This is a genomic window from Chitinophagales bacterium (assembly GCA_041392475.1).
GTDB lineage: Bacteria > Bacteroidota > Bacteroidia > Chitinophagales > UBA2359 > JAUHXA01.
Window position 1 is genome coordinate 573680 of sequence record JAWKLZ010000002.1, and the last position, 26716, is coordinate 600395.

Consider the following 26716-nt stretch of genomic DNA (forward strand, 5'->3'; position numbering starts at 1 on the left):
CGGCGTTCCAAAACCCAAGACTCATGGCAAAACGAAGTGCAAGCAAAACCGTTTCCATTGTTTTTATGATATTGATACCACTCATTGTTATTGGCGCAGTAATTGCTAAAAAACAGGGATTTATCGACAAAAAAGCCTTGATAAAAGTGGCTACCGACAAGGCCGAAAAACATACCATCATCGAAACTGTTTCGGCAAGTGGTAAGATTTACCCCGAACTGGAGATAAAAATCACCCCCGATGTCTCAGGTGAAGTCGTGACATTGAACATTCAAGAAGGTGACTCAGTGAAAGCAGGTCAGTTACTCGCCAAAATTGACCCAGAAGCATACGTGTCTTTCGTGGATAGAGCAGAAGCGGCCGTCAAGTCCGCCCAATCTACACTTTCCAATACCAAAGCCCGTTCACTGCAAGCAAAAGTGCAGATGGACAATGCCCAAAGGGTGTATAACCGAAACAAAAAACTTTTTGAAGAGGAGTTGCTTTCACAAGCCGAATACGAAAGCGCAGAAGCCCAATATGAAAGTGCAAAGGCTGAATACCAAGCAGCTTTGAAAAACATTGAAGGCGGAGAATACAACATCGAAAGTGCAGAAGCGAGTTTTAGGGAAGCAAAGGACAACCTTCGCAAAACCAATATTTATGCGCCCATTAGTGGCGTTGTGTCGAGGGTAAGTATTGAAAAAGGGGAGCGAGTAGTCGGAACTTCACAGTTTGCAGGAACAGAAATCATTCGGATTGCCAACTTCAATGACATTGAAGCACGAGTGGATGTTAGTGAAAATGATATTTTGCGGGTCAGTTTGGGCGATACGGCTTTGGTGGAAGTAGATGCCTATATTGACCGAAAATTCAAAGGCGTGGTGACACAAATTGCCAATTCTGCCAACTTGGATTCCCAAATTTCGAGTGACCAAATCACCAATTTTACCGTCCAGATTCGCTTATTACCTGATTCCTACACCGACCTCACCCAAAAATTCCAATTTCCTTTTCGACCAGGAATGTCTGCTTCGGTGGATATTCAAACCCACAAAATCTCCAATACTCTAGCTGTGCCAATTCAATGCGTGACGGCTCGTGAAATCCCCGATTCACTCAAAACCAATATGTCAAAAGAGGAAGCGGAAGAACTTCAAGAGTTGGTGTACGTGTATGCAGACGGAAAGGTGATCAGCAGCAAAGTGACGACTGGTATTCAAGACGAAAACTACATTCAGATATTGTCGGGCTTGACGGAAGGTGCGGAGGTAGTCAGTGCGCCTTACCGAACAATTGCAAAAAAATTGGAGGATGATATGAAGGTGGACAAAGTGGATAAGGAGGATTTGTTTAAGAAGGAAGATGAAGAGTAAAATGGGAAGTGAAGAATGTTGATTGTTAGTTTAGTAAAAAAAATATTTGAATTATGAGGAACTATTAAAGTCATATTAATGTAATTCTATTATCTACTATTTCAAATATCCTTGCTTTGCTACTTAACAATGCATCTTTAAAGATACCCCCACTTTCAAATACATTTTATATTTTCTTAATAATAATTAAAATGTATTAACCATGAAAAAACTATTTGCAATCACATACTTATTACTCTCTTTTTGTTTAGTTCCCAATTTATTTGCACAAACCGATTTCGTCAAAGTTGTTCCCCTTAGCAAATACGACTTCAAAATATCCAATACATCTTCCTTCAATTTTCAAGTTCAAATAAAAGGGCATGATTATCCGATATCGTCAGGTAAAATGCAACCATTTAAAACAAAAAATATTGATGAGAGTACGACTATGCAGCTTATTTATTCAAAACCTGAATACAATAGGGTAAAGAACGTGGTAATACGTGAATTGGCAAAGTACTTTGTTTTCGACAAAATAAGAGAGGTTGTAAATGAGTATGTGAAAGAAATACAGGAAGAAAGAAAGTCAAGTTTAAAGGATGTACTTACTCGCAAGTTTAGCGATTTTGTTTTTGAGTATTGGCTAGAACAAGAAATAGATAGATTGCAAGATATACTAAAGACAAATGAATCATTGTATGCTGCCTCACGGGGAGCCCAAAATGACTACAGTTCAAACTTTCACAAAACCTATATTTATTCTTATGCTACTGCGGGAACAATAGGCAAGAGGGGACTGACTCCAGTTGTAAATGCAGTTTGGGATTTTCCGACAAAAAAGCACGATTTAGGTGATTATTGGGATCGAAGGAGTTCCGATTTTTCGAGTAATGTAACAGTATCTATTCGGTTATCACCTGAATTGAAGTGGGGAAACAAAAACACCTTTACGAGTTTGCATGGCTTTGTATCTCTTTATAGACCATCTTACGGTTTGAAAACGGGGAATAGAACATTTTATGTAGGGGAAGAATACATTGAAGGTGATGCAAGTCCGCTCACAGAACTTCGCACAGGACAAAACATCAACTTGAACCTCAATCAAATATCGGGAGGTATTTTCATCCGCAATTTTTTCTATCCCAAACTATTTTTGGATATTGGAGCAGGCTACACCTTTGCAAATACAGCCAGACTTCATTTTGATCCTCAAGGGGACAACAAAACTACTATAAATCATCTACCTAACTCTATTAATTTTGATGAGAAAAAACCAAAAGATGTTGCAATAGTACAACAAAAAGAACTCTATGGGATGGCTCAAGTAGGAATTTATCTGACTAATTTTGGCTATAAAAATCCAGCAGCAGGCTTTTTCTTGATTGGGGGATGTAAAGTAGGCTATCAACCCATAATTGAAATCGGAGATAATTATGAATTGTACAATACCAATAATGAAACAGGAAATGGGATAAGTCCTGTAAAAGTTCCAATAATGGAAACAGCGCAGGTAAATCAACAATTAGAACAAAAACCAAAAATATCCCTAAAGTTTGGTTTTGGAATATCATTTTAAAACCAACCACCCTTCAAATACATTAACAATCTAACACTTCAAATACACGAACACAACAACACCAAAATACGCCATCTTTTGGAATTTGGTAGTGAATTGTAGCCTGTCATCGAATCCATAATCAGAAAAATTTTTCGGGATTTAGTCTTCAGATACTGTTTAGTTTACCTTATGAAATTCCCTTGAGTTTTTATGAAATACTCGAACTTTTGCTGAGAAGAACGGTTCTCTCTACATTACTCAAGAGAAAAAGAGCAAAAAATGAAGATACATCCCTTCCAATTCCTATTTTTACTTCTAATATTTTGTCCATTCAGTTTCAATCTAAAAGCCCAAACAACTATTGAAAAAACCGAAAATGGCTGGACGTTACTAGTTAAAGGAAAACCATTTGCGGTGAAAGGAGTCACTTTTGGATATGACAAAAATGTTGAAAATTACGAAAGCTATTTTCAAGATTTACAATTCCTCGGTGTGAATACCATTCGACTATGGGCAACCAATGAAAACACCAAACAACTACTCGATGTAGCACATGCTCATGGCATTCGAGTCATGATAGGGATATGGATGCGACATGGCCGTCCAGGAATGGAAGACGATGATAGTTTCAATTACCTTGAGGATAATCAAGGCATGGAAAAAATGTATCTCAATGCCATTCAAACAGTAGAAAAATACAAAGACCATCCCGCAGTACTGATGTGGGGTGTTGGAAATGAAGTCTATCTGAATATGTCGACAGATGCCGAAAAAAAGGCTTATTCTCTGCTATTGGAAAAAATAGCAAGCCAAATCAAACAATTGGATTCCAATCATCCTATCGCATCTGTAGAAGCATGGACTTTTGGAATAGATTGGTGGCAGAAATGGGTTCCTTCTATTGACATCTATGGAATCAATTGCTATGGTTCAGGTGCCAATTTTTTGCCTGAGGAATTGGCAAAAAAAGGCGTAAAAAAACCTTATGTGATTACTGAATTTGGTGTGACAGGTGAATGGGATATCCAAGAAGAAAAGAATGGCATCAAAATAGAACCAACTGACCACCAAAAATATGAAGCCATTACGAATGGTTATCAAAACTGGATTAAAAACCAAGCTACATGTTTGGGAGTGTATGTATTCCATTATGGTAATGGGAATGATTTTGCTTCTCCTTGGCTCCTCACCCACCACAGAAAAATGTACCGTCCACAATATTGGGCAATAAGAGAAGCCTATACGGGAAACAAGCCTACCAACAATGTGCCTCGTATTGAAAACTTTGTATTGCCTGACTCTAAACTAAATAGTGGAATGTGGGTTCCTGTTTCTCTGTCCATATCAGATACTGAAAACGAAGAGATTGAGGTTGATTTTTTTTACAACCAACGGACAGGAAGCCGCAAACGTCGCAATCAAATCAACCCACTTCTTTATCGTGGCAACCTTCAAGAGGGTTTTGAAATTCAATTACCCAATGAAGATGGAGCTATCAAAGTATATGTCAACGCCAAAGATACATTCAACAATGTGGGGGTTGCCTCGACATCCATTGTTGTGATAGATAAAAAGGCGAGAGAAAAAAAATACCTTGCAGCCAAAACGAATCTTCCCTTTTATGTATATCAGGAAGGCTTCGATATGCCCTATGTTCCTTCTGGCTACATGGGAAACATTGACCATATTGAAGTAGATCTGCATAGCCAATCCGACGTACATGCAGGAAAGTATGGCTTAAAAATTGCTTATACGGCAAGCGATAATTGGTATGGAGTAGGTTTTGTAGATCCTGCAAACGATTGGGGCGACATACTTGGAGGCTACGATATTTCTGGGGCAAAGACGTTTAGCTTTTGGGCCAAAGCAAATGATACCAACGTAAAAGCTACCATTGGTTTTGGACTAATAGACAAGGATAAACCATTTCCAGATACTGCCAAGAAATCGAAAGAAATTGTATTGACTACCGAATGGAAACAGTATTCTATCAACATTAAGAAACTCGACCTTACCTGTATTCGATCTGGCTTGGTTATTTTTTCAAGCAGCAATGGATTTCCCCATGAAATTTATTTAGATGATGTTGTATTTGAATAATTAAATCGGGTAGTTTTTATTAAACGCAGAGATAGAGAGGCGCAGAGATTTGATTATCAAATAATTACGAAAACTACTTTATTTTCTAATCACCTGACTATCCGTTTATTAGAAAAATACTGCAGACTATTGATTTTAGACTTTGGACGAAAGATTAAAGACATAAAACAAAAAATTTTAAATCATTGACAGCGAAGGAATTAAGTGAAATCGTATTGAAAATATAATTTGCTCATAACCAAATATTTACTTCTTTTGTCTTTCGTACAAAGTCCAATTATTTTGTAACCATCAGTTTTTCAAAAAAGACTTTTTCCATTCCAATTGTCGGCGAACCATAAAAGTGTCGCCGAAATTTCCACTTCCAAACGAAAATTCGCCAATGAAACATGCCGAAAAAGTCGGTACAATTTCCAAACTCGGCGACATTTGAGTGGCTCACTCCACTATCAACTTCCCACCTTCAACTCGCTCTTCTCCAATCTCAACACTATACAAATAAACCCCGCTCACCCAATCCTCTACCTCTAATGTAAGTGTTTTATCATTACTATCCAACCTCCAATCTCCAACTTCTCTCCCTTGATAATCATACACCTTCAATACCCCATCTTTCGGAATCTGATACTCAATAGTAGCCTGCCCTCTCACAGGATTGGGACTAATCTGTACAAAAACCTCTCTCCCTCCAATCACTACATCCTCAATATCCACCACCGTCTCCACACAACCCAATTCCTCACAGAAATTACCTTCTTCGTCTATCGTGACGAGCCAACCGTGTTGAGGAAGTGGAAAATGCTTAAACCCTGCCAATACATAACCTCCTTCAATGGGTTCGATGTCTCGGATATATATATCTGAATGAGGGTCGAAAGTAATTCGTTTTGTCCACAAAGTATCGCCCCTTGAACTAAAATTCATGAGTAGAGGCTGGTAATGATTGTGTTCGTTTTCAATAAAAGCAACTCCCATAAAACTATTATCTTCTCTTATAATAAACTCTGTTTGAATAGGGTGCAAACCATCTATGTCATATATTTTCTCCCAAACAATACTTCCACTATCATCAATCTCTACATGATAATTCTTTTTAACTCCATTCTCTCTTATAGAACTAGAAAATATAAAGTTATTTTTTCTATTAACTTGAATAATGGCAGCCCCATCAAATTCTATACTACCATAATTCTTGCCCCATATTTTTTCTCCTTCTTCATCAATTCTTATAATATATACATCGGTATCTTCATAAGCAGGAGAGGTTGCAGCAAAACCAGAAATAAGATATCCTCCATTGGGAGATTCTGCTGCCCATGCCCCATAAGAGTAGCCATTCCATTTGTAGCGTTTATCCCATAACTTGAATCCTCCTTCTTGGGTTTTAATGACATAATAATAAACATCATCGTTCAAAACTTCTTGAAAACCTGTAATTAAGTAACCACCATCACTTGTTTTCATTAGGTGCAAAGGAGCTTCATCACCAGCTTCTCCATAACTTTGAGTCCAAAGAACTGTTCCATCGCCCATAAATTTCATAAGTACCACATCTTTGTCTTCTTTAGCAATAGTTTTGTATTTTGAATAAATAATGGCAAAATGTCCATCGTCTGTAGGAATAAATGCTGCCCCTGTCACTATATTACCCACAGTAGAATCATCATCTAAAATTTTTATCCAAAGCATTTCTCCACTATAAGAAGTTTTTGCTAAAAAAATAGCCTTATATCCCACCGTATTGTAAATACCTACAGCTAATATTCCGTTTTCAATTGGAAGAGTTGCTCGACAAACAAGATTATTATTAGGAAAAGAAATTTCAGTACTAAAGAGTGTAAAATCTTGTGCTTGAATTATTTGGCAGAAAAATACAAAAATTATAATATATTTCATATTCTTTATTTTTTTAGACAAATAAGGTGTGTTGCCTCTAAGCAACACACCTTAAAGTAAGTTATCTGATAATGATGAGTTTTTCCGTAATAGTTCCGACACCAACCAAAGATACTTTGCAGAAATAAGTGCCTACATTCAAGGTACGGAGGTCTATTTCATTCTCTTGTTGTAGGAAAGCTTGAAAAACTTTTTTTCCCTTCAAATCATAGATGTGAATATTCGCCTTCACGTCTTGGATATTTCTATTAAAGACCAATTGAAGGTAATCTTTTGTAGGATTGGGATACATCACTAAAGAAATATCCTCATTCACCTCAATTCTATTACCTGTTATCAACTTTTCACTTCTTTTACTCGACTGTCCTCCAAGATTTACCCCTCGAACATATTGTTTATCAAAATACAGTGCCAACATCGACTCTGCAAAAGCCGCAATATAGGCATCTTGATTCGTTGACAAATGCTGAAGGTTTGTTTCATGATTGTTATTCACTCCAACAACCAACATGGTCAAAATGTCGTGTAGTGGTGTTGAATTGGGAATTCGAGCCAAAGTAATTTGGGCTTGTCCTGTATCCGCTTGATGCAAATAATAAGGTACCAATACCCTGTTCCCCCAATCGTTGTTTTCGCTTTTCAATAAGCACTTGATGGCGAGGTGATTCATTCCACAATAAATTTACCTCCTTCAATTCGCTCTCCTCCAATTTCCAACTGATACAAATAAACTCCACTCGTCCAATCTCCAATCTCCAATGTCAAACTCGAATTATTCATTTTCAATTCCCAACTATCCATTAGTCGCCCTTGATAATCATATACCTTCAATACGCCCTCTTTCGGAATTTGGTAGTGAATGGTCGTTTGTTGGCGGGCGGGATTGGGCGCAATCTGTACTTGGTAGGAACTCGATGTAGGGAAATGTGGAATATCCGTCACCACCACCGTACTATCACACCCTTCAAAATCCGCCTCTGCATAAGTTCGACCTTCTGAACAAGTATTCCCTTCCTCATCAATTGTCAAAATCCAACCATATTGAGGCGTAGGAAAAAAACGATGCCCTGCCAATACATAGCCTCCTTCTATTTTTTCGATGTCTCGTATATATACACTTGCATTGGGGTCAGCAGTGATGGTTTTTGTCCAAAGCGTGTCTCCACGAGAATCAAAATTCATGATTATTGGTTGATAGGTTCCGTATTCGTTTTCATATACTGCAACTCCAATAAAACCATTATCAGGCTTGATAATAATCTTCGTTTGACTAGTGGAAATGCTTGGAAGTTGATGCTTTCTTTCCCAAATAATATTTCCAATGGTATTTAATTTGGCGATATACGTTTTTCTTACATCATCACTTTCATTTATACCTCCCCAAAGTATGTATTCATCACTATTGAGAGGAACTACTTGACCACCTAAATCACTATTTTCTGTTCCGTAATTTTTTTGCCATTGTAACTGTCCTTTATCATTCGTTTTCACGCAATACATATCAAAATCAGTTATGGGACTTTTTCCATATCCAGAGAAAATATAGCCCCCATCCAAGGTCTCATTGGCATGGAAAGCAACAGAAGTTCCTCCCAAACTATAGGTTTTTTCCCACTCTGCTTCCCCTTCTGAATCTGTTTTGATAATGTAAAAATGAAAACGTTCTATGTCTCGAAACCCTGTCAATAAAAATCCATTGTCTTTGGTATGTAATAAATGGTAAGCCCTTTCTCGATTTTCTCCAACCATTCCATAAGTTCTTTTCCAAGTAATTTCTCCATCAACTGTAAACTTGACCAAAGCTATATCAATATCTTCAAAAGTAATATCTTTATAGATTCCATAAGTAGCAGCAAAATTATTTTCATCTATTTGAACTAAGCATGTTCCTGTTGCACTCCCTCCATCTGTTCCTAATTCGAGAGCAACCTCTAATGAATGGATCCAAATTAAATCTCCATATATATCCATTTTGGCAATAAAGACTACTCTCCCCTCTAAATTTGTGTAGTTTCCTAAAACCAAATAAGCATTAGAAAGTGGAAGAGTTGCCACTACTACTAAATTTGTACTTGGAAGTTGCAACTTTTTATTGAAGTAGGTAAAGTTTTGAGAAAATAGATTTACTGATAAGCAAGTGGCAAATAGAAATATTAGTAAGTGTTTCATTTTGAGCTATTTTAAAAAATAAGACTTTCCCAAATACATGGGAAAGTCCTATTGGTAAAGAAATAGATTAATGTAAAACAACCAGTTTTTGATGCTGATAAATAAAATTATCGTTGTACAAACGGCAAAAATAAACCCCTGATGATAATTCACTGGTATTTACAGTGAATGAAGTAGAGGAATCATCTATAGTCACACTTTTGACTAAAACACCTGAAGCATCGTAAATAGAAAAAGATAGTGGAGTCTTTGCAATTGCTCTATCTAAATAAATATTCACATAGTTTTTAGCGGGATTGGGAAGCATATTCATTTGAATAGCATTCATATATTTACTTTCTAAGATTTCTGTGCCTCTCTTATTACCTCCTCCATTCAAACTAATAGGATGAGCATTCCGAGTAAAACGGTGTCCAAAATAGATTGTTAATGCCGATTCAGCTAAAGTAGCTATATAACGGTCATTTTGATTCGCAGCCAAGCCTGTTAAATTACTTTCTGTTGTAGCATCCAAAGGATAATTCAATAACATATCCATGATGTTGTAAAATTGAAGAGCCTGTGTGTCATGGGTAGGCAATGTTGCCAATAGGTTATTGGCAGTTGTGAAATCCCCCTGATTGAGGTAACTCGCTACCAATATTCTTTTGCTCCACTCCTCGTTTTGGGCAGTCAATAACTGATTCGCACAATCTCTATCACAATTGCCGTCCATCATCTGCCAAAAAGCTTGTTGCAGCTTATTCAAGCCTGGAAAAGCTTGTCCTGGTGTAGGATTTGTAATAGGCTTACCATGAATGATTTCTACAGGTGATTCTTCTCCTTCTATATCAATAGAAATCCCGTCTTTTTTCCACTCCCAAATTCGGTAGGAAATAGTGTTATTCGTAATAGTCAAATGAGCCTCTCCAACATCTGTACATTCCTCGTTGGTTTTTTCGATGATTGGGATCTCATTGGGAGGGAAATAGCCAGATGTGGTGACAGATGCAGTTGCCACACAACCATTTTCATCTGTTACCATTACCTCATGAGTTCCTATTTCATAGACATCAATAAAACTCGCCACTCCCCACATCTTTCGTTCAAAGTCCAAAAGCAATATAAAGTTAGTTTGAAAAGAAGATTCTTTAAACACATTATGAAGGGTTTAATACACTCTCAAAAAAGAAAAAACACAAAAACGCTTCATAAAAAACAAAATTTAAAGGATTGAGAAAAAGTGGTTTTTTCAATGGGCTTAGTAGTAGGAAAAAGCAACAAACAACCCTTTTAAACATACATCGGGAAAATCTGTATACTAGGTTTTAGGATAGCCAGTTGCTTATAAATTTCTAAGTTAAACCATAAAAAAGAATTTTCCAAATATTTCTTATGAACAGGAATATATTTTGTTATACAAGCATAAACAAAAAACCGCTACAAGCCCTATATAACAGGCTTGTAGCGGTTTTTATTGAAAGAAAAAAATGATGAAAGATTAGAAAGTAAAATTCACCCTCAAGCCTCCTCGTGAATTCGTAATCGGAAAAGATTCAGACGTAGCAGGTTCATTTTGTGTATATTCGTAGAACAGGCCTATACGGATGTTGTCATTGACCATATAATCTGCCGAAGGAGAAAACTTGATGGTTTTCATACCCCTTGCAGGCTGCTCAATGTCTTGGTACAAACGCACGATGCTCAACAAGTCGTCTCGGAAACTAAAGTCAAAAGCCACACTCAAATCGTTTTCGAGTGTCACCTTCTTGCCGCCCCATTTGAACGGAAGCATAAAACCTTTGACCCGATAGCCGATGCCCACCACAATTTCGGTAGATTTGGTTTCTGCCAATTGATAGTCTTCAAAACTCATCGCCAAAATGCGGGATCGCTTCCAAGCAAAATTACCAGTGAGGTCATTGACCGTGCTGAAATCAATGGCAATCAATGGCTCAAAACGCTCGGTGATAATGGCTTGCGGAACCCGATAGAAGGTCGAAAAATTCCGTGTTAAAGTAGTATCTCTCAAGTCACTCAATACAGGGAACTCTTCGGTGATGGTTTCTCCTAAGTTGTTACCACCTATTCCTTCTGAGGTATTGTCAATGTAAATACCATCGCTGTAATAGAGTTCGTCAAACTCTAGGTTGTTTTGAAAATTGTTGATTGTAAAAGTAGATTGATATCCATGACTGATAGAAACATTGTTGAATATCTTTTGAATAGCAGGAATTTTTCCCAAACCATTGAAGGTGACTTTCCAGTTGGGAAGCGGAATCAAATTGAAGGGGTTGAGGTTAACTTTTTCAGGGTCTTTACCGCCATAAGCTGCCAAAAATGCTGGCACCAATACGGCTTGTGATTGGTAGCCATACCCATCTTCAAATACAAAGGCTTCACCCCCACTAGGTTTTGTCACGCTTTGTCCTTGTCCACTTCCTGTATCAGATGCGGGATTGAGTTCACTCCAACGCCTTGAAATGACCGTAGCAAAACGCTCAAAATCACGGAAATTGTTGGAAATGTTTTGGGTATCTACACCTGCAAAAGAGGTTCCAATCGGCAGGTAGGAAATCGTATAACTACCGTTGTCAATTTTGGCAAGATGTCGGAAAGCATCCTCTTGATCTTCACCAAAGCTGACTTTGAACAACTCGGAGTGATTGAGACTATATTGCAGATCTGCATTTAGGTCAATTTTCAAATCACGATAGGGTTCTAAATTAGCCTTGATTTGCAAGTTGCGACTAACGTTTTGGCGAAGCTGTTCGTTTAGAAACTCACTTGGACTGACCACACCTTCACGAGCAGCCCATTCCATCCATCCAAACAAACTTGGTTGATTCCCCAAAATGAAATCCCATCCGGGGAAATTGTTCCCCAATTGATTCGAACCTTGCCCAAAAAATCCAGGGACAGGAACAAATCCAGGAATACTAGTAGAATTTTTCTCATTGTAGGAAATAGATACCCGCTTGATACTCACCAATGGTTTCAGGAATATTTTTGCCAATGGTGACAATCCTGTATTCTCTTTTGTATCGGGAGTAGCAGGTGGTGTAGTGCCGGGAGTTGTAGGTCTGCTTGGACGTTTGCGGGTTGAAGGCGTACCGTTGAGTTCTTTTAGGAAGGGGAACGCATTGTATATTTTGGTGAAATTCATTTCTCCATTCAACTGAATGTTTTGGTCATTGTTGATAGAATTACCCAAAGTATTGGCCAAAATAAGTGGTTTACCTTCCCATGCATAGTTGCTGCCATACCTTGCCCGAAGCTGCATCCAACTGAGTAGCGGGAATTTATCTAAAGGCAAATTGTAAGTAACATTGATGTTTTGTTCATATTTTTTGAGTCGCCCCCAGTTGTTAAGTGCGCCAAATTCGGAGATACCCACATCTTCTGCAGTGATGTACTCGGTCCCTGGGTCAAAGAACAAGTCAGTGCCAAAGAAAGGATTAAGTAAACTATCCGTACCACTCCAGAGGTTGCTAAAAGCGGTTTTTCCGATTTGATTTTCGTCAATAACTGATTGATGTGTCGCATTGTAATCAATGGTAATAGAGCGAGTTGGATTGTAACTGACTCCATACAGTCTATCCCAACTGAAGGATTTGTCATAAGCCGGGTCAATCATAATGGTTTCAGCAGCCAAAGGACGCAATTGAAGAACTCCTACCCGCCGATTGAAGTCTGTCTGGAAACTCACTGTGTTTGGAATCAAATTGAAGTTAAAATCCCTAAACAGCCGCAAATATTTGCTTTTTTGGTTGATGACATTTTTTAAGGGTTCGTAGTATTTTGGTCGAGCATTGTACACATAAGCGATAGAACCTCTGTGTCTTTTCACCAAGTCTTTTTCGATTACGTGGTCACGGTATTCTGTTTCGGTGTAGGCATAGGTCAGAGCAAGGTTTTCTACATCCCACGGCATCGGTTTTTTCTCTGGGTTGGTGCGCTCTTTTCGTACATTGGTCACGTTGATACTGCGAACGGTTTCGTATGTTTTCCGTATCTTTTTTGCAGCCATAGCACTGTCCGCTCCATATTTGTATTCTACGGAATCTATCAACTGTTTGAGCAATACATCCGTATCATAAGGGTCGTATTTCGGCGTGCTAACAGATTGCGAAATCCCTGCATAAAGCGGAATACGAATACCCGAACTTTTGGGTAAAAACCGTCCCAACTCTAAATTGGTAGAAGCATCGTAGGCAATTAGATTGTCTTGTCTTCGCTCGGTGATTTTGTCTTCAAGCGTTCCGAAACCTGCAGTGTGCATATTGCCCGAGAGGGTGAAATTACCCAAATCTGCCAGTTTCACATCCAAAGTGGTCAAGGCTGCAAGAGCAGGGTCTTGATTGAAGTCCGAGAGTCGCAACTCATTGAACCATATCTCCGCACACTTGGGCAAGCCATCATCGAATTGTTGATTGAAGTAGTTTTGTTTAGGATTTCGGACTCCAACCATTACCTGTTTGGCACGTCCCAAATCGGGACTACCCACTACGGTAATGCGAGCAATACGGGGCGTGAGAATATCCCCCACACTGTCCACACTCAAGGTATCGTATTTGATATAAGGCTTGGAATAGGAGGTGTTTTCTGCAAAATTTCGCTCTACTTTGGCATTCACTAAATCTTGAATCCTGACATTGATTTCGTTTTCCTCAGGCCAGTTTTCGGTTCTCGGATAAAGGGCAAAAGGATTATCCTCATCGGGGTCAATTGCAAAATCGGATAAAGGTCGGCTGACGGTCAGTGGTATTTCGTATTCGTAATAGTTGTTTTGAAAGTCATCTCCAATTCTGATGAAGGCAGTGACATCTCCATGTTCCAAAGTGGTGCTTTTACAAACATCAATGTTCTGCAATGCTTCGGCGTGAATGTACATTCGGAGGCTTCCAAATTGGCGCATATCCATATTGATTCTTCTATAAACGCCTCGTCCTTCTCCATCGGCTAAGTCACCTACTTCAATAGATATAGATTGTTCGTTTTGGCGTTGGTTTTGTGCGCCTGTCACTGGTAGAATCTCACGTTCGATGTCAGGAGGAAGATTGTAAGGGATTGGGGAACGCTGAGAATTTTCTTCAACGTTCACTGAGCTTAAATTGAAGAAAGAATTTTCCACATTGTCAGGCTCACTAGGCGAGTACTCGCCTGGTTCACGAATCACTTGGTCGTATTTTCTCCAATTGTTTCGCACAATATCGAAACGGATGAAACGGGTAACTACAGGGTCTTCAAAACCTGTCATGAACAAGCGAATACCTTCAATGTTTCTAAAGTTGATGCTTCCTTGTCTTGATGTGAAATTGTCTATCGGAATCTGGAAGTGATAGAAACGCACCAATGTATCTTGTCCAGTAGCATAGCTTTCCATTTCAATGTCTTTGAAGTCGGCTAAGAAACCGTTGCCAATATCACTTGCACCCATATTGGGGCGCAAAGGTACACGGTACTCAAAAAAGCTTTCTGCATCGCTCAGGGATTTATCTTGGTTGTAGTCTTCCATTTCGGGGAAGTTGGTGGCTGAAGTCGTGTAGTTTTGACCTTGCTGTGCAAAATCCTGTACTGGAGAGTTTCCTTGTGGATTATTGAAGTTTTTGTAGCGTTCCAACAAGTTAGCTCCCGTTTGACCAACACTATTGTAGAATTCATCTCTAAAGTGCAAATAGTTGTCCGCAGCAGGGTCAGTTTGAATGATAGAGAAAGTTTGAGCATTCACCACGCTGCTTGCTCTTGTTAAATAGTCATTGAATTTTTCTCGTTCTCTGATATCGGTCAATCCATCAAAACCCAAATCTTGCGCTTCACGGTCTGCTTGTTCATTGGCAAAGGCAAAGTTGATGGGGCGAACAATGGATACTTCTCCCCATTCGGTTTCGTCCAGTTGAGGAAAGTCGTCTGCTGTTGGTAGGGAGTTTTCGTAGAACTGTTTGGAGTCCTTCAAAACATCTTCCGAAACGTTTCCTAACTGCAAGTACAAATCACCATCGTTGTTTTTGTTTTCGATGAAAGGGTCCAATATCCAAAATTCCACAAACTCCACGTTTGCTTGTTCAAAGTCTTTGAAGGGGCTGTTACGCATGATTCCTCCCCAACGAGATTCGGGGTCTTTCAAGCGACCATTTTCATCCACACCTGCTGAGATTCCTGGTTCTCCTTCTACATCAAAGTTATAAGGACCTCTTTCGTCTGGATAAAAAGCTACGTCAAAAGTTCGGCTAACTTGTTGTGGGTTGAAAGTATCTGTATTGAAGAGTTCTCGCTCCGAAAAAGTACGGGTATAGTAGTTGTTGGCATTGAAGCGGACATCGGTATTGATGCCTGCATTTTGGTTTTGCAGTACAAAATCCAATTGGTACCAAGCTATTTTTGCACGGTTATAGCCATAACTCAAGTCGTTGGTTCGAGAAGCTTCGGGAAACAATTCCATGCCATTGTCGCCGATTACATACCTCGGTGTACTGGCAAGCATCCAAGCATTGTAGGGGAAACGGATGTCGTATTCGGGCGTACTGCCGTCAAAGTCGTCAATGTAGGCATTTCCGTCTTTTCCAATCGCATTGGCGTGTCCTGGTAGTAGGGCGGCGACTTCTCCTGTGAAGGTGATGGAGGAGGGTTCTTTGGTAGAAATACCTGGTAGTTTGTCGATGAATCGGGTGATGCCTGGTGTTTCTTTGAAGTAGTTCATGTCCGCTCCAATCATGGTATTGGAGATAGGCGTATCACCATAGTTTACCTTTGGCGTAAAAGGTCTTTCTGACAACTTCAATACTGTTGCTCCTAAGGTAAAATCATCGTTGATCCAATAATCTGCCCTTGCCCCCATGAGCGTCTTTCGCTGTATGCCAAAAGCTGCCTGGTCTTCAAAAGACACATTGATCGGTACTCCTGCATTGACATAGGCACTGTTGATAATCGAAAGTCTTCCCAAATTGTAATCTACGATATAGTCGAATCCTTCCACAAGTTGCTGTCCACCAGCGGTTACTCTCACCGAACCTTGTGGAATATTGAAGGCTCCCAATGAAATTTCGGAGGAAATATTGGATTTAAAGCGACCTCTGATGAGGAATCGGTTGTTTTCTGGAAATTCAAGGGCTACGATTCTGGTAGAGTCATATATTTCATCGTAAGCATATTTATCGGCAAGTGCAGCCTCTCCATTTTTTTCAAACTGATCTCGTAGGCGACCTCCAAATGGCTCCAATACGGGAAATATCAAACGTCCATTTTTAGGGTTGATGGTTCCGTAAGTCGTTGTATTTTGTCCTGTTGCGAAACTGTTTCCGCCAAATCGGGTATCTCTTCCTGTTCGATTAGTACCTCTGCCTGATTGCAGAATATTGGGCAAGGGGTTGTTTTGGTTTTGACCTGCTGCAAAGGAATTGTCGGCGGGAATAAAATCGAAAATACCATCAGAGTAAGGTTCTCCACTGCTGTTCAATCTATCCAAACCCAACAACTTAATCAACTGTACGCCCCTAATTCCGTTGCCTTCGGGGATGTATCGAATGTCGCCACCTGGATTGGTTTTTGAACCCACACTTTCGTACAAGATGTCGAGTTTGAAATCTTGTTGATCCACATTGAAGGCTCCCAAAGCATAGATATTTTTCATCATCAAATCCCACATAGGATGTCGTGGCAATTGTTGACTACTTCTAATCATCTTCAAAAACATAATCCGTGGTTCGTTTTGGTCTTCTCCCCCTGTCACATCTACGGTGAACACGTCTTCTGCAAACTCTCCTACTTGATAGGTTTTACCATTGGTCGTTGTGTATTCAAATGCCACTCCCAATACTTCATTGGAGCGCAAAGAAAAATTCAAAGACATGAAACCCAGTTGTGGGTCGTAGGTATATTCGTCGGGAGAAAGTTTTCGAGCAGAGGTTTTGCGAAAGTCGCGAATATCTTGCATACGAAACTGTCCACCAGAGGATTGGAGCAAGTTATTTATTTGATCCAGTCTGCGAGATTGTGGGTTGCTGACCAGTTTTTGGTACAAGTCATTGGAGGAATTTGAAGGGAAAGCGGCATTTGCCCCTGTTGCAGGATTTGTGCTGTTGGTATTGAATGGTTTGTTTTCTGCCAAGTCTGCGAGTGCTACTATATCTCGTTCTACGTTTTCGGCTACTCCTCTGTTGTCATTGATGTACACCTCCATTCGGGTGATGTATATGTCGGAGTTGATATAGGGCAAAGTAGCGAGTGCTTTCTCAAAATTGTTGCGAAAATATTGGGCCAAAAAGAAGTGCCTGTTTTCGTCGTATTCGTCTGCGGTTAGTTCAAATTCTTGGATTTGTGCGCCATTGTCTAAGCTAACCGCACGTCGTCGGGTGCGCTGTTCTGCAATGACTCCGTTGAGGGTCAAGCGGCCAAACTGCAATTTGCTTTGAAGTCCGAATAGATTTTGATAGCCAGGAATCAACTGCGATGGGGTTCGGAAATCCACATTTCCTGCCCGCAATTCTTGGATGATATCGTCTTCCTCCCCTGTATATTCAAGTTTGATTTGGTTTTCAAAATTGAAGATGGAACGGGTATTGTAATCGAGGTTGAGGTTCAGGTTGTCACCTATTTTACCTGTCACGCCTACATTGATGTCCATGTCAAAATCTGGTGTTACCCGATTGTTTTGGCGATAGATGGCAGAAGGATTGCGGATGTTTTGCTTTTGAAATCCGAGGAATAGGTCAATGCTACCTGTGGGGCGAATATCTATTTCTCCGGGGCCTCCTGGAAAACCAGTTTTGGCAAAAGGGTTCAACTTTGGAGCCAAGCCACCCAATAAACCGCCTGATTGTTCATTGGATTTGAGGTTGAAATAATCTTGCTGCATATTGTTTTGGCGGTTCTCCCAATACTCATCAAAGGTCAGATAGGTTTGATAGCGATAGGGAACGCCTCCGATGGTTTCAGTCACAATATATGTGCCTGTTTCAGGGTCGTATTCCACCTGTTTTTCAATCGCTGCTGGATCTTCCAAATCGAAGGGATTTTTGTTTTTGTCGGTTACAAAATCGCCTTCTCTATCTTCAATCGGATAGATAATCGAATCTACGGGCACTACTGTTTTGGGCTGTAAAGCAGTAGGTAGTAGGTTCAAAATGATGGATGGGCTGTTGCCTCCAATTGCGCCAAAAAACATCAATACTAAGAGAGTAGTGATGGTACTTATGAATATACTTTTTTTCCAACTCACGCGTATTCGTATATTTTGATATATAGGTTGCTCTAAAATTCAATCTTAAAAAACAAATTCAAACTCAAATATACATAACTGCAAATCAAATTTTTATTGAATTTGAATTGAAATCTTGGATTTGAGTTTTCAAAAAGGCAGGCAAAGGTAATGATTTTTTGAGCATTGAAGCTACAAGAGTTTCAATGCTTCTTTGATCATGCTTTCGACACTATTGATGGGATTTTTGCTCTTTATCAGCTTATTAAGTGCCTTTTGTGCAACTGGTTTGGCAATCCCCAAAGCTAACAGTGCTTTTAACGCTTCCTCCCTATATGTATTGTGCGAAGTAGCCAAATTCAGGGTCGGGTCAAATCCTTTGCTGAGTTTGTCTTTTAGTTCTAAAATTAACCTCTTCGCAGTTTTTATGCCAATACCTTTCACTGATTTTATCAATGCCTCATTATCTTCTACGATAGCTTGCTGAATTTCGTTGGCTTTGAGTGAAGATAACATGATTTGGGCAGTCGTAGGGCCAATGCCTGAAACGCTGATGAGATGCACAAAAAGCTCTTTTTCTTCTGTATCTGCAAAGCCATAGAGCATTTGTACGTCTTCTTTGACGTGGAAATGGGTGTGTAACTGACAGATGCCACTACTTGGGATTTGTTCGTAGGTATTCAGACTGATATTGATGTGGTAGCCAATACCACCTGCTTCTATGATAACGTAAGTGGCACTTTTGAGGACTAACATTCCTTTGACGTAGGCAATCATTTGGTATTGTTTGTGTTAAAGTGTGTTAATGTATTTCAATGTTGATGTTTGGGTGAAAATTGCCCTAAAAATAAGTTTGCAAATTGAAGTATGATAACCTTCAACGAATTGTTTGATATTGAGTTGAAAATGTTTTTGAGTTTTGTTAATAATGAATGGAAAAGCACAAAGTTAGAAAGGTTTTACTTTTTCTGCAACCATTCTTCTTCCTCCACTTCTACGTCCACCAAATCTCTATAATGCCAAATCAAAATTCCTGCTGCTAAAAAACAACAAAAGGCGAACAACAAAAATGCGTAGGGAACTCCTTCAATGAAAAAAGGCAAACCAAAAAGACCGATAAAAAATGCCCGCATCATCACATTGGCAACATGACTGACCGAAGAAGTGCGGCCAATCAACTGATTGGGTATGTGGTGAAAAATATAAGTGACACGCATGATTCTCGAACCTGAATTGGCCAAACCCAATGCCAAAAGAGCGAGATAATAACCAATCAAACTCCTATTGAAGACAAGAAACAGAAAAGTGAGGGCAGAAATAAACAAGGTCAAAATCGCTCCCATTACCTTAGTGCTGCGTTGCAGAAGATGGGCAATAAAAGCTGCTGAAACAATTGCACCTACTGCAAAACAAACTTCTCCAATGGCATATACATCCGCCGATTGCAGTAGATAATTTTTTACGAAGTTGGGTGCCAACACATAGTTGACCAACATAGTCGTCACAAATACAAAAGAGGCTACCGTTGCAAATACAAAAATAATGGGATAAACCCGAAAAAACCGAATACCCGTTTGCAGTCGTTTCCATAGGCTGACATTTTCTTGAAATCGCTGCGAAATGGCCGTATATCGAATGGGGAGGATTAAAAGGAAAGACAAAGCATAGGTAGAAGCATCCAACAAAAATACCTGTGGCAAACTCCACGCTTCAAATGAAATAGGTAGCGAAAACGCATATCCCAACCATTCCATGTTGCCGCTTTCGATGCCATTGAGCAGCAATGCGCCAAAACCACCAGCTGCGGCAGATGTGAGTTGCCCTTGAATTTCGAGCCAAGAAGTGATACGTCCGTAGTCCTTCTTTTCGGTAATCTCTTGGGCAAAGGCATAGAGTGTTGGGTAGTGAATGTTGTAGGTCAAAAAAGTGGTGGAAAATACCAATCCGGCTAAAGGAGTAGGAACACTTCCCATATTGAAACCAATTGCAGCGACAGTACCTAACCACAGCGCACCAAAGGCATTTTCGCCAATGAATAGGTGTTTTCGATTCAACCTATCTACAAGTGTTCCTGCATACAAACCCCAAAAGACGGAAAAAATGGTGACGGCCAAATAGATATTTGAAAACAAGGCGGGTTGTTTCAACACATCTACAAAATACCAGGGAATGGCAATCATGCTGATTCCTTGAGCGCAACCTGAAATAGAGTTGGCAGCAAATAAAAGAAGAATGGCTTTGCGGTTTTTCACAGAAAATGGCATTGATGTGTTAATACATTATACGAAAAGGTCGCTGCACCTATAACGTTATAGCAAATGTAGTGCTGATATTTAGAAAATGTGCTGTACCTTTGTATCTTCTTTTGAGTACATTTGAAGAATAGCCTTAAAAACAAACATATCAAATCAATAAATATCATGAAAGACGTAGGTATTAAAAATCCTGATGCAGATTTGTCAAAATTGGGATTAAAGGGTAACACATTGCTTTGGAATCTTTCTCCTGCCGCTTTGGTAGAAAAAACCCTTGTGTTGGGTCAAGGAAAACTCACCGATACAGGCGCACTACTGATTGAGACGGGAGAATTTACAGGACGTTCTCCTCAAGATAGGTACATCGTAAAAGATAAAACCACAGAGAATACCATTGACTGGGGAACGGAAAATCTTGCCATTGATACAGAATATTACGACCGACTCTACAAAAAAATAATCAACTACTTCAATGGATTGGAAGAAGTCTATGTGAGAGATGCATATGCTTGCTACAATGCCAACTACCGCACCAATATTCGAGTCGTGACTGAATACCCGTGGCAAAATTTATTTGCCTACAATATGTTTTTGCGACCAACAGAAGAGGAGGTAAAAACAATAGAACCAGAATGGACGGTTTTGGCTGCGCCGGGTTGTATGGCTGATTCAAAAACAGATGGTACTCGACAACACAATTTTGCAATACTAAACTTCACAGAACGCAAAATCATTATTGGCGGTACAGCCTATACAGGCGAAATCAAAAAAGGTATTTTTTCGGTATTGAACTGCATATTACCCATTCGACGAGGTGTATTGCCGATGCACTGTTCTGCAAATGTAGGACGCAGAGGAGATACTGCCCTGTTTTTTGGATTGTCGGGAACAGGCAAAACAACCTTGTCAGCAGATACTGAGCGTCAATTGATTGGAGATGACGAACACGGCTGGTCAGAAAGCAGTGTCTTCAATTTTGAAGGGGGATGTTATGCAAAATGTGTCAATCTTTCTAAAGAAAGTGAACCTCAAATCTACAATGCCATTCGCTTTGGAGCTTTGCTCGAAAACCTACATTTTCACGAAGGCACACGCACCATTGACTACGAAGATATCAGCATTACCGAAAACACTAGGGTAAGTTACCCATTGTATTATATCGAAAATACGGCTTACAACCTGCGAGTGTCGATTCCCAAAAATGTATTTTTCTTGACCTGCGATGCTTTTGGTGTATTGCCTCCAATCTCCAAGCTCAATCCTTCACAGGCAATGTACCATTTTTTGTCTGGTTATACTGCAAAAGTAGCTGGCACAGAAGAAGGAATTACAGAACCTGTAGCTACTTTTTCTGCTTGTTTCGGTTCGCCATTTTTACCCTTACACCCTACTCGCTATGCCGAAATGTTGGGTCGAAAATTGGCCGATTCCAAAACCAATGTTTGGTTGGTGAACACAGGATGGACGGGAGGCCCTTATGGAGTAGGGCATAGAATGAGGTTGAGTGATACCCGTACGATGATCAATGCGGCACTGAATGGTAAACTCAACAATGTGACCTTTGAAGAAGACCCAATTTTTGGATTGATGGTTCCTACTCGCTGCCCAGATGTCCCTGCTTATCTGCTCAACCCCCGCAATACTTGGCAAGACAAAACGGCTTACGATGAGAAAGCGAATCACTTGGCACAGCTTTTCAACAAGAACTTTGGGAAATATGCCGAAAAAGCAAGTGTCCAAATCAAAGCTGCTGCACCGAAAATGCTGGCAAAAAGCTAAGGAACGCCAATAAATTAAATTCTCAATTTAGACTTTTGAAGTTTATTCTTGAATATACGAAAAATTGAAAATCAGTGTATTCCTAAAAGTAAACTTCAAAAGTCTTTGTCATTTATTACAAAAGTTACTTCACCTTCCAACCCACAATCATATTGCTCACTTTAGGAGCTTGAATGTGGAAAACTCCATCGTATCCATCCAAAGGCTCCATTTGAGGTGGGATATTGAGCCATTGCCCCTCTCCCATCAAACTACAATGGTCATTGTTCAATCCTATAGCAGTTACCACATCGTATTCCAACAAGCGATTCATCAACTCATTATAAGTCGCCCCCACCGATTCTCGCACTCGTCCATTGATACACAGTGCTATCAATTCACCATTTTTGTCCAATCCCAAGGCAATTTTTGGCGTACGAATCCCCTCATTTAGATGTAATAAATCACTCTGCCAGTCTTCTGCGGCTAAATCAAAAGTCCTTTTCCCTTCTTCAATAAGTGTAGGTCCTGCCTCCAATACTGCCATCACTCCCTCAAAACCATTGATATCTATATCCAAAACCGTATTAGGTTGCTTCCAATTTGCAGGAAGGAGAGCAGGAGGAATAGACAAAACCAATCCCAAACCTTTGTGAATCGCAACTTGCTGTTGTTTGGTCGTAGGAATAATCGCTGCAATGTGATTACCCGCCATCAAAACCAAAGTATTGCCATTCGTAGCGATTTCATTCCCTTCATACAAGGCATCAAAATAAGCCATTTTTGCCTTAGGATTGTTGTACATCTGTGCGTCAAAAGAAAGACGGCTACCTTCCTTTTGCAGCACCAAACCTTTGCTACAATTCACCCTTTTGAAGGCAATCGTTTCATTTTCATACACCACCAATGCCATTCGGTTGTGCTGAGGAGGTGCAATGACTTTACCCATAGACATCACCATGCCTAAAGGCTGATACAGATAGCTTTGAGCGAGTTGTAATTTAGAAACCACATCAGGCTGAATACAATATCCTCCATTCACTGCAAAACGAACCTTGTGCAATTCTTCGGCATCATAGTCGTCAATCAAATTAGTAAGGCTTTCGGTCATTTCATTTGCAGCCAGCACTTTAAATTCCCAATTAGTCGTGTCAATTTGGGTCAAAACCATTGAATAAGGCATTTGATCTTCATATAATCCCAAACGATAATTGATTTCGATAGCTGATCTCACCTTCTTCTTGCGCTTCAAATGTTCCCCCTTCAATCCCTCCAAAATCATCTCAAAGGGTGTTCCTTTTTCAGCAGCATCCGCTCTCAATGCAGCCAATACTTTTGACGCACCAATTTTGCGGCAGAGTTCCTTGTATAAACGGTTTTTGCGGATTTCGTAGAAGTCTTTGGCTGTTTGTATAGGAGTAGGGTAGCCAATTGTTGTACGAACTCCTGCGGGGGTAAACTGCACAAACCCGCTGTATTGCTCAATGCCCATCATTCGTGCAGAAGTTGATTTAATAGCTTTGCCGATGTGGAATCGGTCTATATCTAAGATGTCGGTCATCAATGCGGCGTGTTCACCATTGGCGATAATGAACCCATTTTTTTCCTTGATATACAGCAACTTTTGAAGTGCATCTTCTCCTAATTGAGCAAAATGAACGCCGACTGCCCACTGCTCTGTTTTCACAACTCGGCAAATGTTGTATTTCACCAAAAGCCGCATTTCTTCATCCTCATTGTTTACCAAGTATTTCTCAAAAGTAGCAGCGGTCAACCATCGTCGAATCGGGCGACCTACACAAAAAATGTAAATCGGTTCGAGCGTTGAAGCATGTTTTTGCAGTATGGCTTCGGTAAGTTCTTCTTCAACTTCTAAACCTAAGCGTTGTCGAATACTCTGCAATACAAATACTTCCAACTCATATCTTATATAGCCGCCAGGAAAGTACGCAATAGGAACGTTTTCTTGGATTTTTTTGAATAAAATGTCCCGTTCGTCAATCGCCAATTTGGAGCTATTGGTCAACTGCGAAATAGATAACCTCCAATCTACAAAGAAGTGTGGAGTTTTTTCAAACCTTTGGGCAGGAATCGGTTCTGTCAATTCATGAAAAATTGCATTGATGAGTCCCGTCAGTTCTTGATAGGTCAGTTGTCGGTAAGGATACCGTTGCAGGTTGTGGTGTTTGAAAGAAAAAGAGTGGTCGTGTAGCGTAGAGATATTGCCATTGTAATAGTGAAATATACTATCTACTGTATTGAAAAAATCATGATATTGTTCTACGCTCAGGTCTTCTTTCAAAGGAGTTTCCCGTATTACTTTTAGCGCAAAACGCATGGCTTTTCCTCTAATAAGCTGCTCCTCTTTGCGAAAGTGACTGGATTCGGTGAGTGATTCCAACATTCCCATAAAGGAAAGTCGATGGTACCCTGCAATGTAATTGCGGTGGCGTATATCTATTATTTTCTTGAAAGTTTCCGAGACCGTTTCAGTTTGTTGTAGATAGTTGTCGAGCAGACGAATAGCTATCTCCATTGCCCCACTGTTGCTTTGAAGCTGCAAATAGTATTTATAGAGCAGATCTTCCAAGTTTTTTCGTAAGGCATGAATGCTGTACCGTTTTTGAATGACGTTGTAATTGTGTTCTACTTCTGTAATGTAGTTTTGCGGAAAAAAGATGTGGTCAATGACTGATTTAACAAGTGCTTCTGAAATTTCTCCGCCATCGTATTCAATGACCTTCAATCTTTCCTGCTCAGATAAATGTTCACCAATCACCTCTGCATAGGCTTTTTCGGGATCATAGCGTCGGCAAAAAATAGGTACTCCACAAGCAGTTGCTTCAATAATCGGCAAACCACGGCTTTCGTTTTCACTCGGAAGCATCACCAAAGATGCCATATTGTAGAGGTCGGAAATGTCGATTGGCTTCTCAAAATGTTTGCGAAAACGAGGTTTGTCTATTTCACTAAACAAAAAGCCTAAGAAAATGCGGTTGCGGAAAGTAGAAGGCTGTGAGCGCAAAAAATTGTCAAATTCATAGACAATGTGTTCAAAATATTCGGCATGGGCAAGCGGCAATGCGCCTGTCACCAAAATAGTGATTTTTAGCTGCGGATTGTCTTCAAACTTTGGAATAAAATCGGGATGCTGAAACATCAATTGCAGCAACCAAAAACTCAATTCCACCCGCTTACGCAACAGTATTCGAGTCGGCTGTAGCAAGACAATATTGTTGTTAGAAAGATTGGGTTTCAGGTTTCTACTTGCTCCAATGAGTATAGGCTGTGGGTTCGATATTTTGAATACATTTCCGCTCAGCACTTGATCAGGTGAGTAAAGAGCCAACCGTTTGCCGTATCGCTTAAATGCGGTTTCGATTTGCATTTGTGTATTGATGGCCTCTCTTTTGGTCTTGACCGTAAATTTTTGTGTGTCAATGGCAGTTCCTATTTCGGCAACATTGGCTGGATTGTGTCCGTTCTGCTCAATAAGGTGTTTGCTCTGATTTCGATTGACATTGATATTGAACCAACTACGTGATTCCCAAGGAAACAATCGTTCTATCAAACTGAAAAAATCGCTGATGTGGGCATTGGTAAAAAAATGGTCTCTCGAACCTTTGGGTTTGCTCTTGTGTGGTCGGCTACCTCCTTCCCAATAAAATTCGTGGTTATTGCAGATAACAGGCAGATGCAAATATTCTGCAATCAGAACAGTTGCTAAGGTAAGCGATACATTGCCAGGATGTGAGCAGATATTGAGAGTATAAAGCAGTTGGATGTTGTTTTCTTCAATATAAGTTCCCAGTTTTTTGAAGATAGAGAGTGTTTCTTTCCAAAATCGGTGAAAAAGATCTTTGTATGCTTCACTGCCTTCAACGAGTTTTTGCTGATAAAAATCATGGTAGAGTGACCAATCACCAAATCCACGCATTTCTGGTATCTCCTTTTGGTAACTCTTCTCGCCAAAAAGAGTGCTGGCATCGGGTGGAATTTCTCCTGCCAAAAAGTGCAATTGTGCATCCGGCGCAATCTGTTTGATTGCACTTGCATATTTGCTCATTTCAACCGTTACGCCATACACACCATAATGAAAGGTGATAAAGCCAATACCTTTTGAAATATGCTGTTTGAAGGCTTCAAAACTACCCTCAAAAGCCGCAGAAGGAATCGTTTTTTCATCACGCAATTTATCTAAAAACTGCCCTAAACCTGACCATGTTTGTAGGTTGTATTCTTCTAACTTACTGAGTGCTTGTTGAAGTCTCATATATCTGCTTTGTTTCTTTAGCAAAAGTAACTTTTTTTAAACAATACCGCTAGCGAGTCAGGCAAGTCACCATAAAAAATAAGGAGTTCAAAAGAGGGAATGTCAGTCGGAATCAATTTTTTCCTTTTCACTAAATTGGCAAAAGAAACGAGTATATACTAAAAACTCCATTGATATAAGTCAATGGAGTTTTTG

12 protein-coding genes are annotated in these 26716 nt (G+C 39.8%); 4 read left to right on the plus strand and 8 right to left on the minus strand.

Annotated features, from left to right (window positions below):
* Positions 1 to 23 precede the first annotated feature (23 nt).
* From R3E32_15795 to R3E32_15805, 3 genes are all read left to right on the plus strand, one after another.
* Positions 24 to 1355, plus strand: a complete 1332-nt coding sequence (locus R3E32_15795; protein MEZ4886198.1) for an efflux RND transporter periplasmic adaptor subunit — start codon at positions 24 to 26, stop codon at positions 1353 to 1355.
* A 202-nt stretch (positions 1356 to 1557) separates the two neighbouring features.
* A complete protein-coding gene (locus R3E32_15800) occupies positions 1558 to 2913 on the plus strand; it encodes a hypothetical protein (protein ID MEZ4886199.1) in 1356 nt (451 codons plus the stop codon).
* Positions 2914 to 3174: 261 nt separating this feature from the next.
* A complete protein-coding gene (locus R3E32_15805) occupies positions 3175 to 4995 on the plus strand; it encodes a glycoside hydrolase family 2 TIM barrel-domain containing protein (protein MEZ4886200.1) in 1821 nt (606 codons plus the stop codon).
* Between the two features lie 438 nt (positions 4996 to 5433).
* Here R3E32_15805 and R3E32_15810 read toward each other — a convergent pair whose 3' ends face one another.
* The 7 genes from R3E32_15810 to R3E32_15840 all read right to left on the minus strand — a co-directional run bounded on the left by R3E32_15810 (position 5434) and on the right by R3E32_15840 (position 20487).
* Positions 5434 to 6891, minus strand: coding sequence for a T9SS type A sorting domain-containing protein (locus R3E32_15810; protein MEZ4886201.1), 1458 nt, complete (start codon positions 6889 to 6891; stop codon positions 5434 to 5436).
* 61 nt (positions 6892 to 6952) lie between these two features.
* Positions 6953 to 7561 (minus strand): T9SS type A sorting domain-containing protein, encoded by a 609-nt coding sequence (locus R3E32_15815; protein MEZ4886202.1) that lies wholly within the window; start codon positions 7559 to 7561, stop codon positions 6953 to 6955.
* Complete coding sequence (locus R3E32_15820; protein ID MEZ4886203.1) at positions 7558 to 9060, minus strand: T9SS type A sorting domain-containing protein; 1503 nt, start codon at positions 9058 to 9060, stop codon at positions 7558 to 7560. The genes R3E32_15815 and R3E32_15820 overlap by 4 nt, the downstream gene beginning before the upstream one ends.
* A 67-nt stretch (positions 9061 to 9127) precedes the next feature.
* Positions 9128 to 10198: a T9SS type A sorting domain-containing protein gene (locus R3E32_15825; GenBank protein ID MEZ4886204.1), complete on the minus strand. Its 1071-nt coding sequence runs from the start codon at positions 10196 to 10198 to the stop codon at positions 9128 to 9130.
* A 342-nt stretch (positions 10199 to 10540) separates the two neighbouring features.
* On the minus strand, positions 10541 to 18256 hold the full coding sequence (gene sprA / locus R3E32_15830) for a cell surface protein SprA (protein MEZ4886205.1): 7716 nt from the start codon (positions 18254 to 18256) through the stop codon (positions 10541 to 10543).
* Positions 18257 to 18427: 171 nt separating this feature from the next.
* Positions 18428 to 19012 (minus strand): Holliday junction branch migration protein RuvA, encoded by a 585-nt coding sequence (gene ruvA, locus R3E32_15835; GenBank protein MEZ4886206.1) that lies wholly within the window; start codon positions 19010 to 19012, stop codon positions 18428 to 18430.
* A 182-nt stretch (positions 19013 to 19194) separates the two neighbouring features.
* The gene (locus R3E32_15840; GenBank protein MEZ4886207.1) at positions 19195 to 20487 is read right to left on the minus strand and encodes an MFS transporter; all 1293 of its coding nucleotides are present in this window, start codon (positions 20485 to 20487) and stop codon (positions 19195 to 19197) included.
* Positions 20488 to 20655: 168 nt separating this feature from the next.
* Between R3E32_15840 and pckA the strand changes: the two genes are divergently transcribed.
* Positions 20656 to 22269: a phosphoenolpyruvate carboxykinase (ATP) gene (pckA, locus tag R3E32_15845; GenBank protein MEZ4886208.1), complete on the plus strand. Its 1614-nt coding sequence runs from the start codon at positions 20656 to 20658 to the stop codon at positions 22267 to 22269.
* Positions 22270 to 22393: 124 nt separating this feature from the next.
* Here the strand turns inward: pckA and R3E32_15850 are convergent, their stop codons facing one another.
* On the minus strand, positions 22394 to 26521 hold the full coding sequence (locus R3E32_15850; protein ID MEZ4886209.1) for a phosphodiester glycosidase family protein: 4128 nt from the start codon (positions 26519 to 26521) through the stop codon (positions 22394 to 22396).
* Between the last annotated feature and the right edge of the window lie 195 nt (positions 26522 to 26716).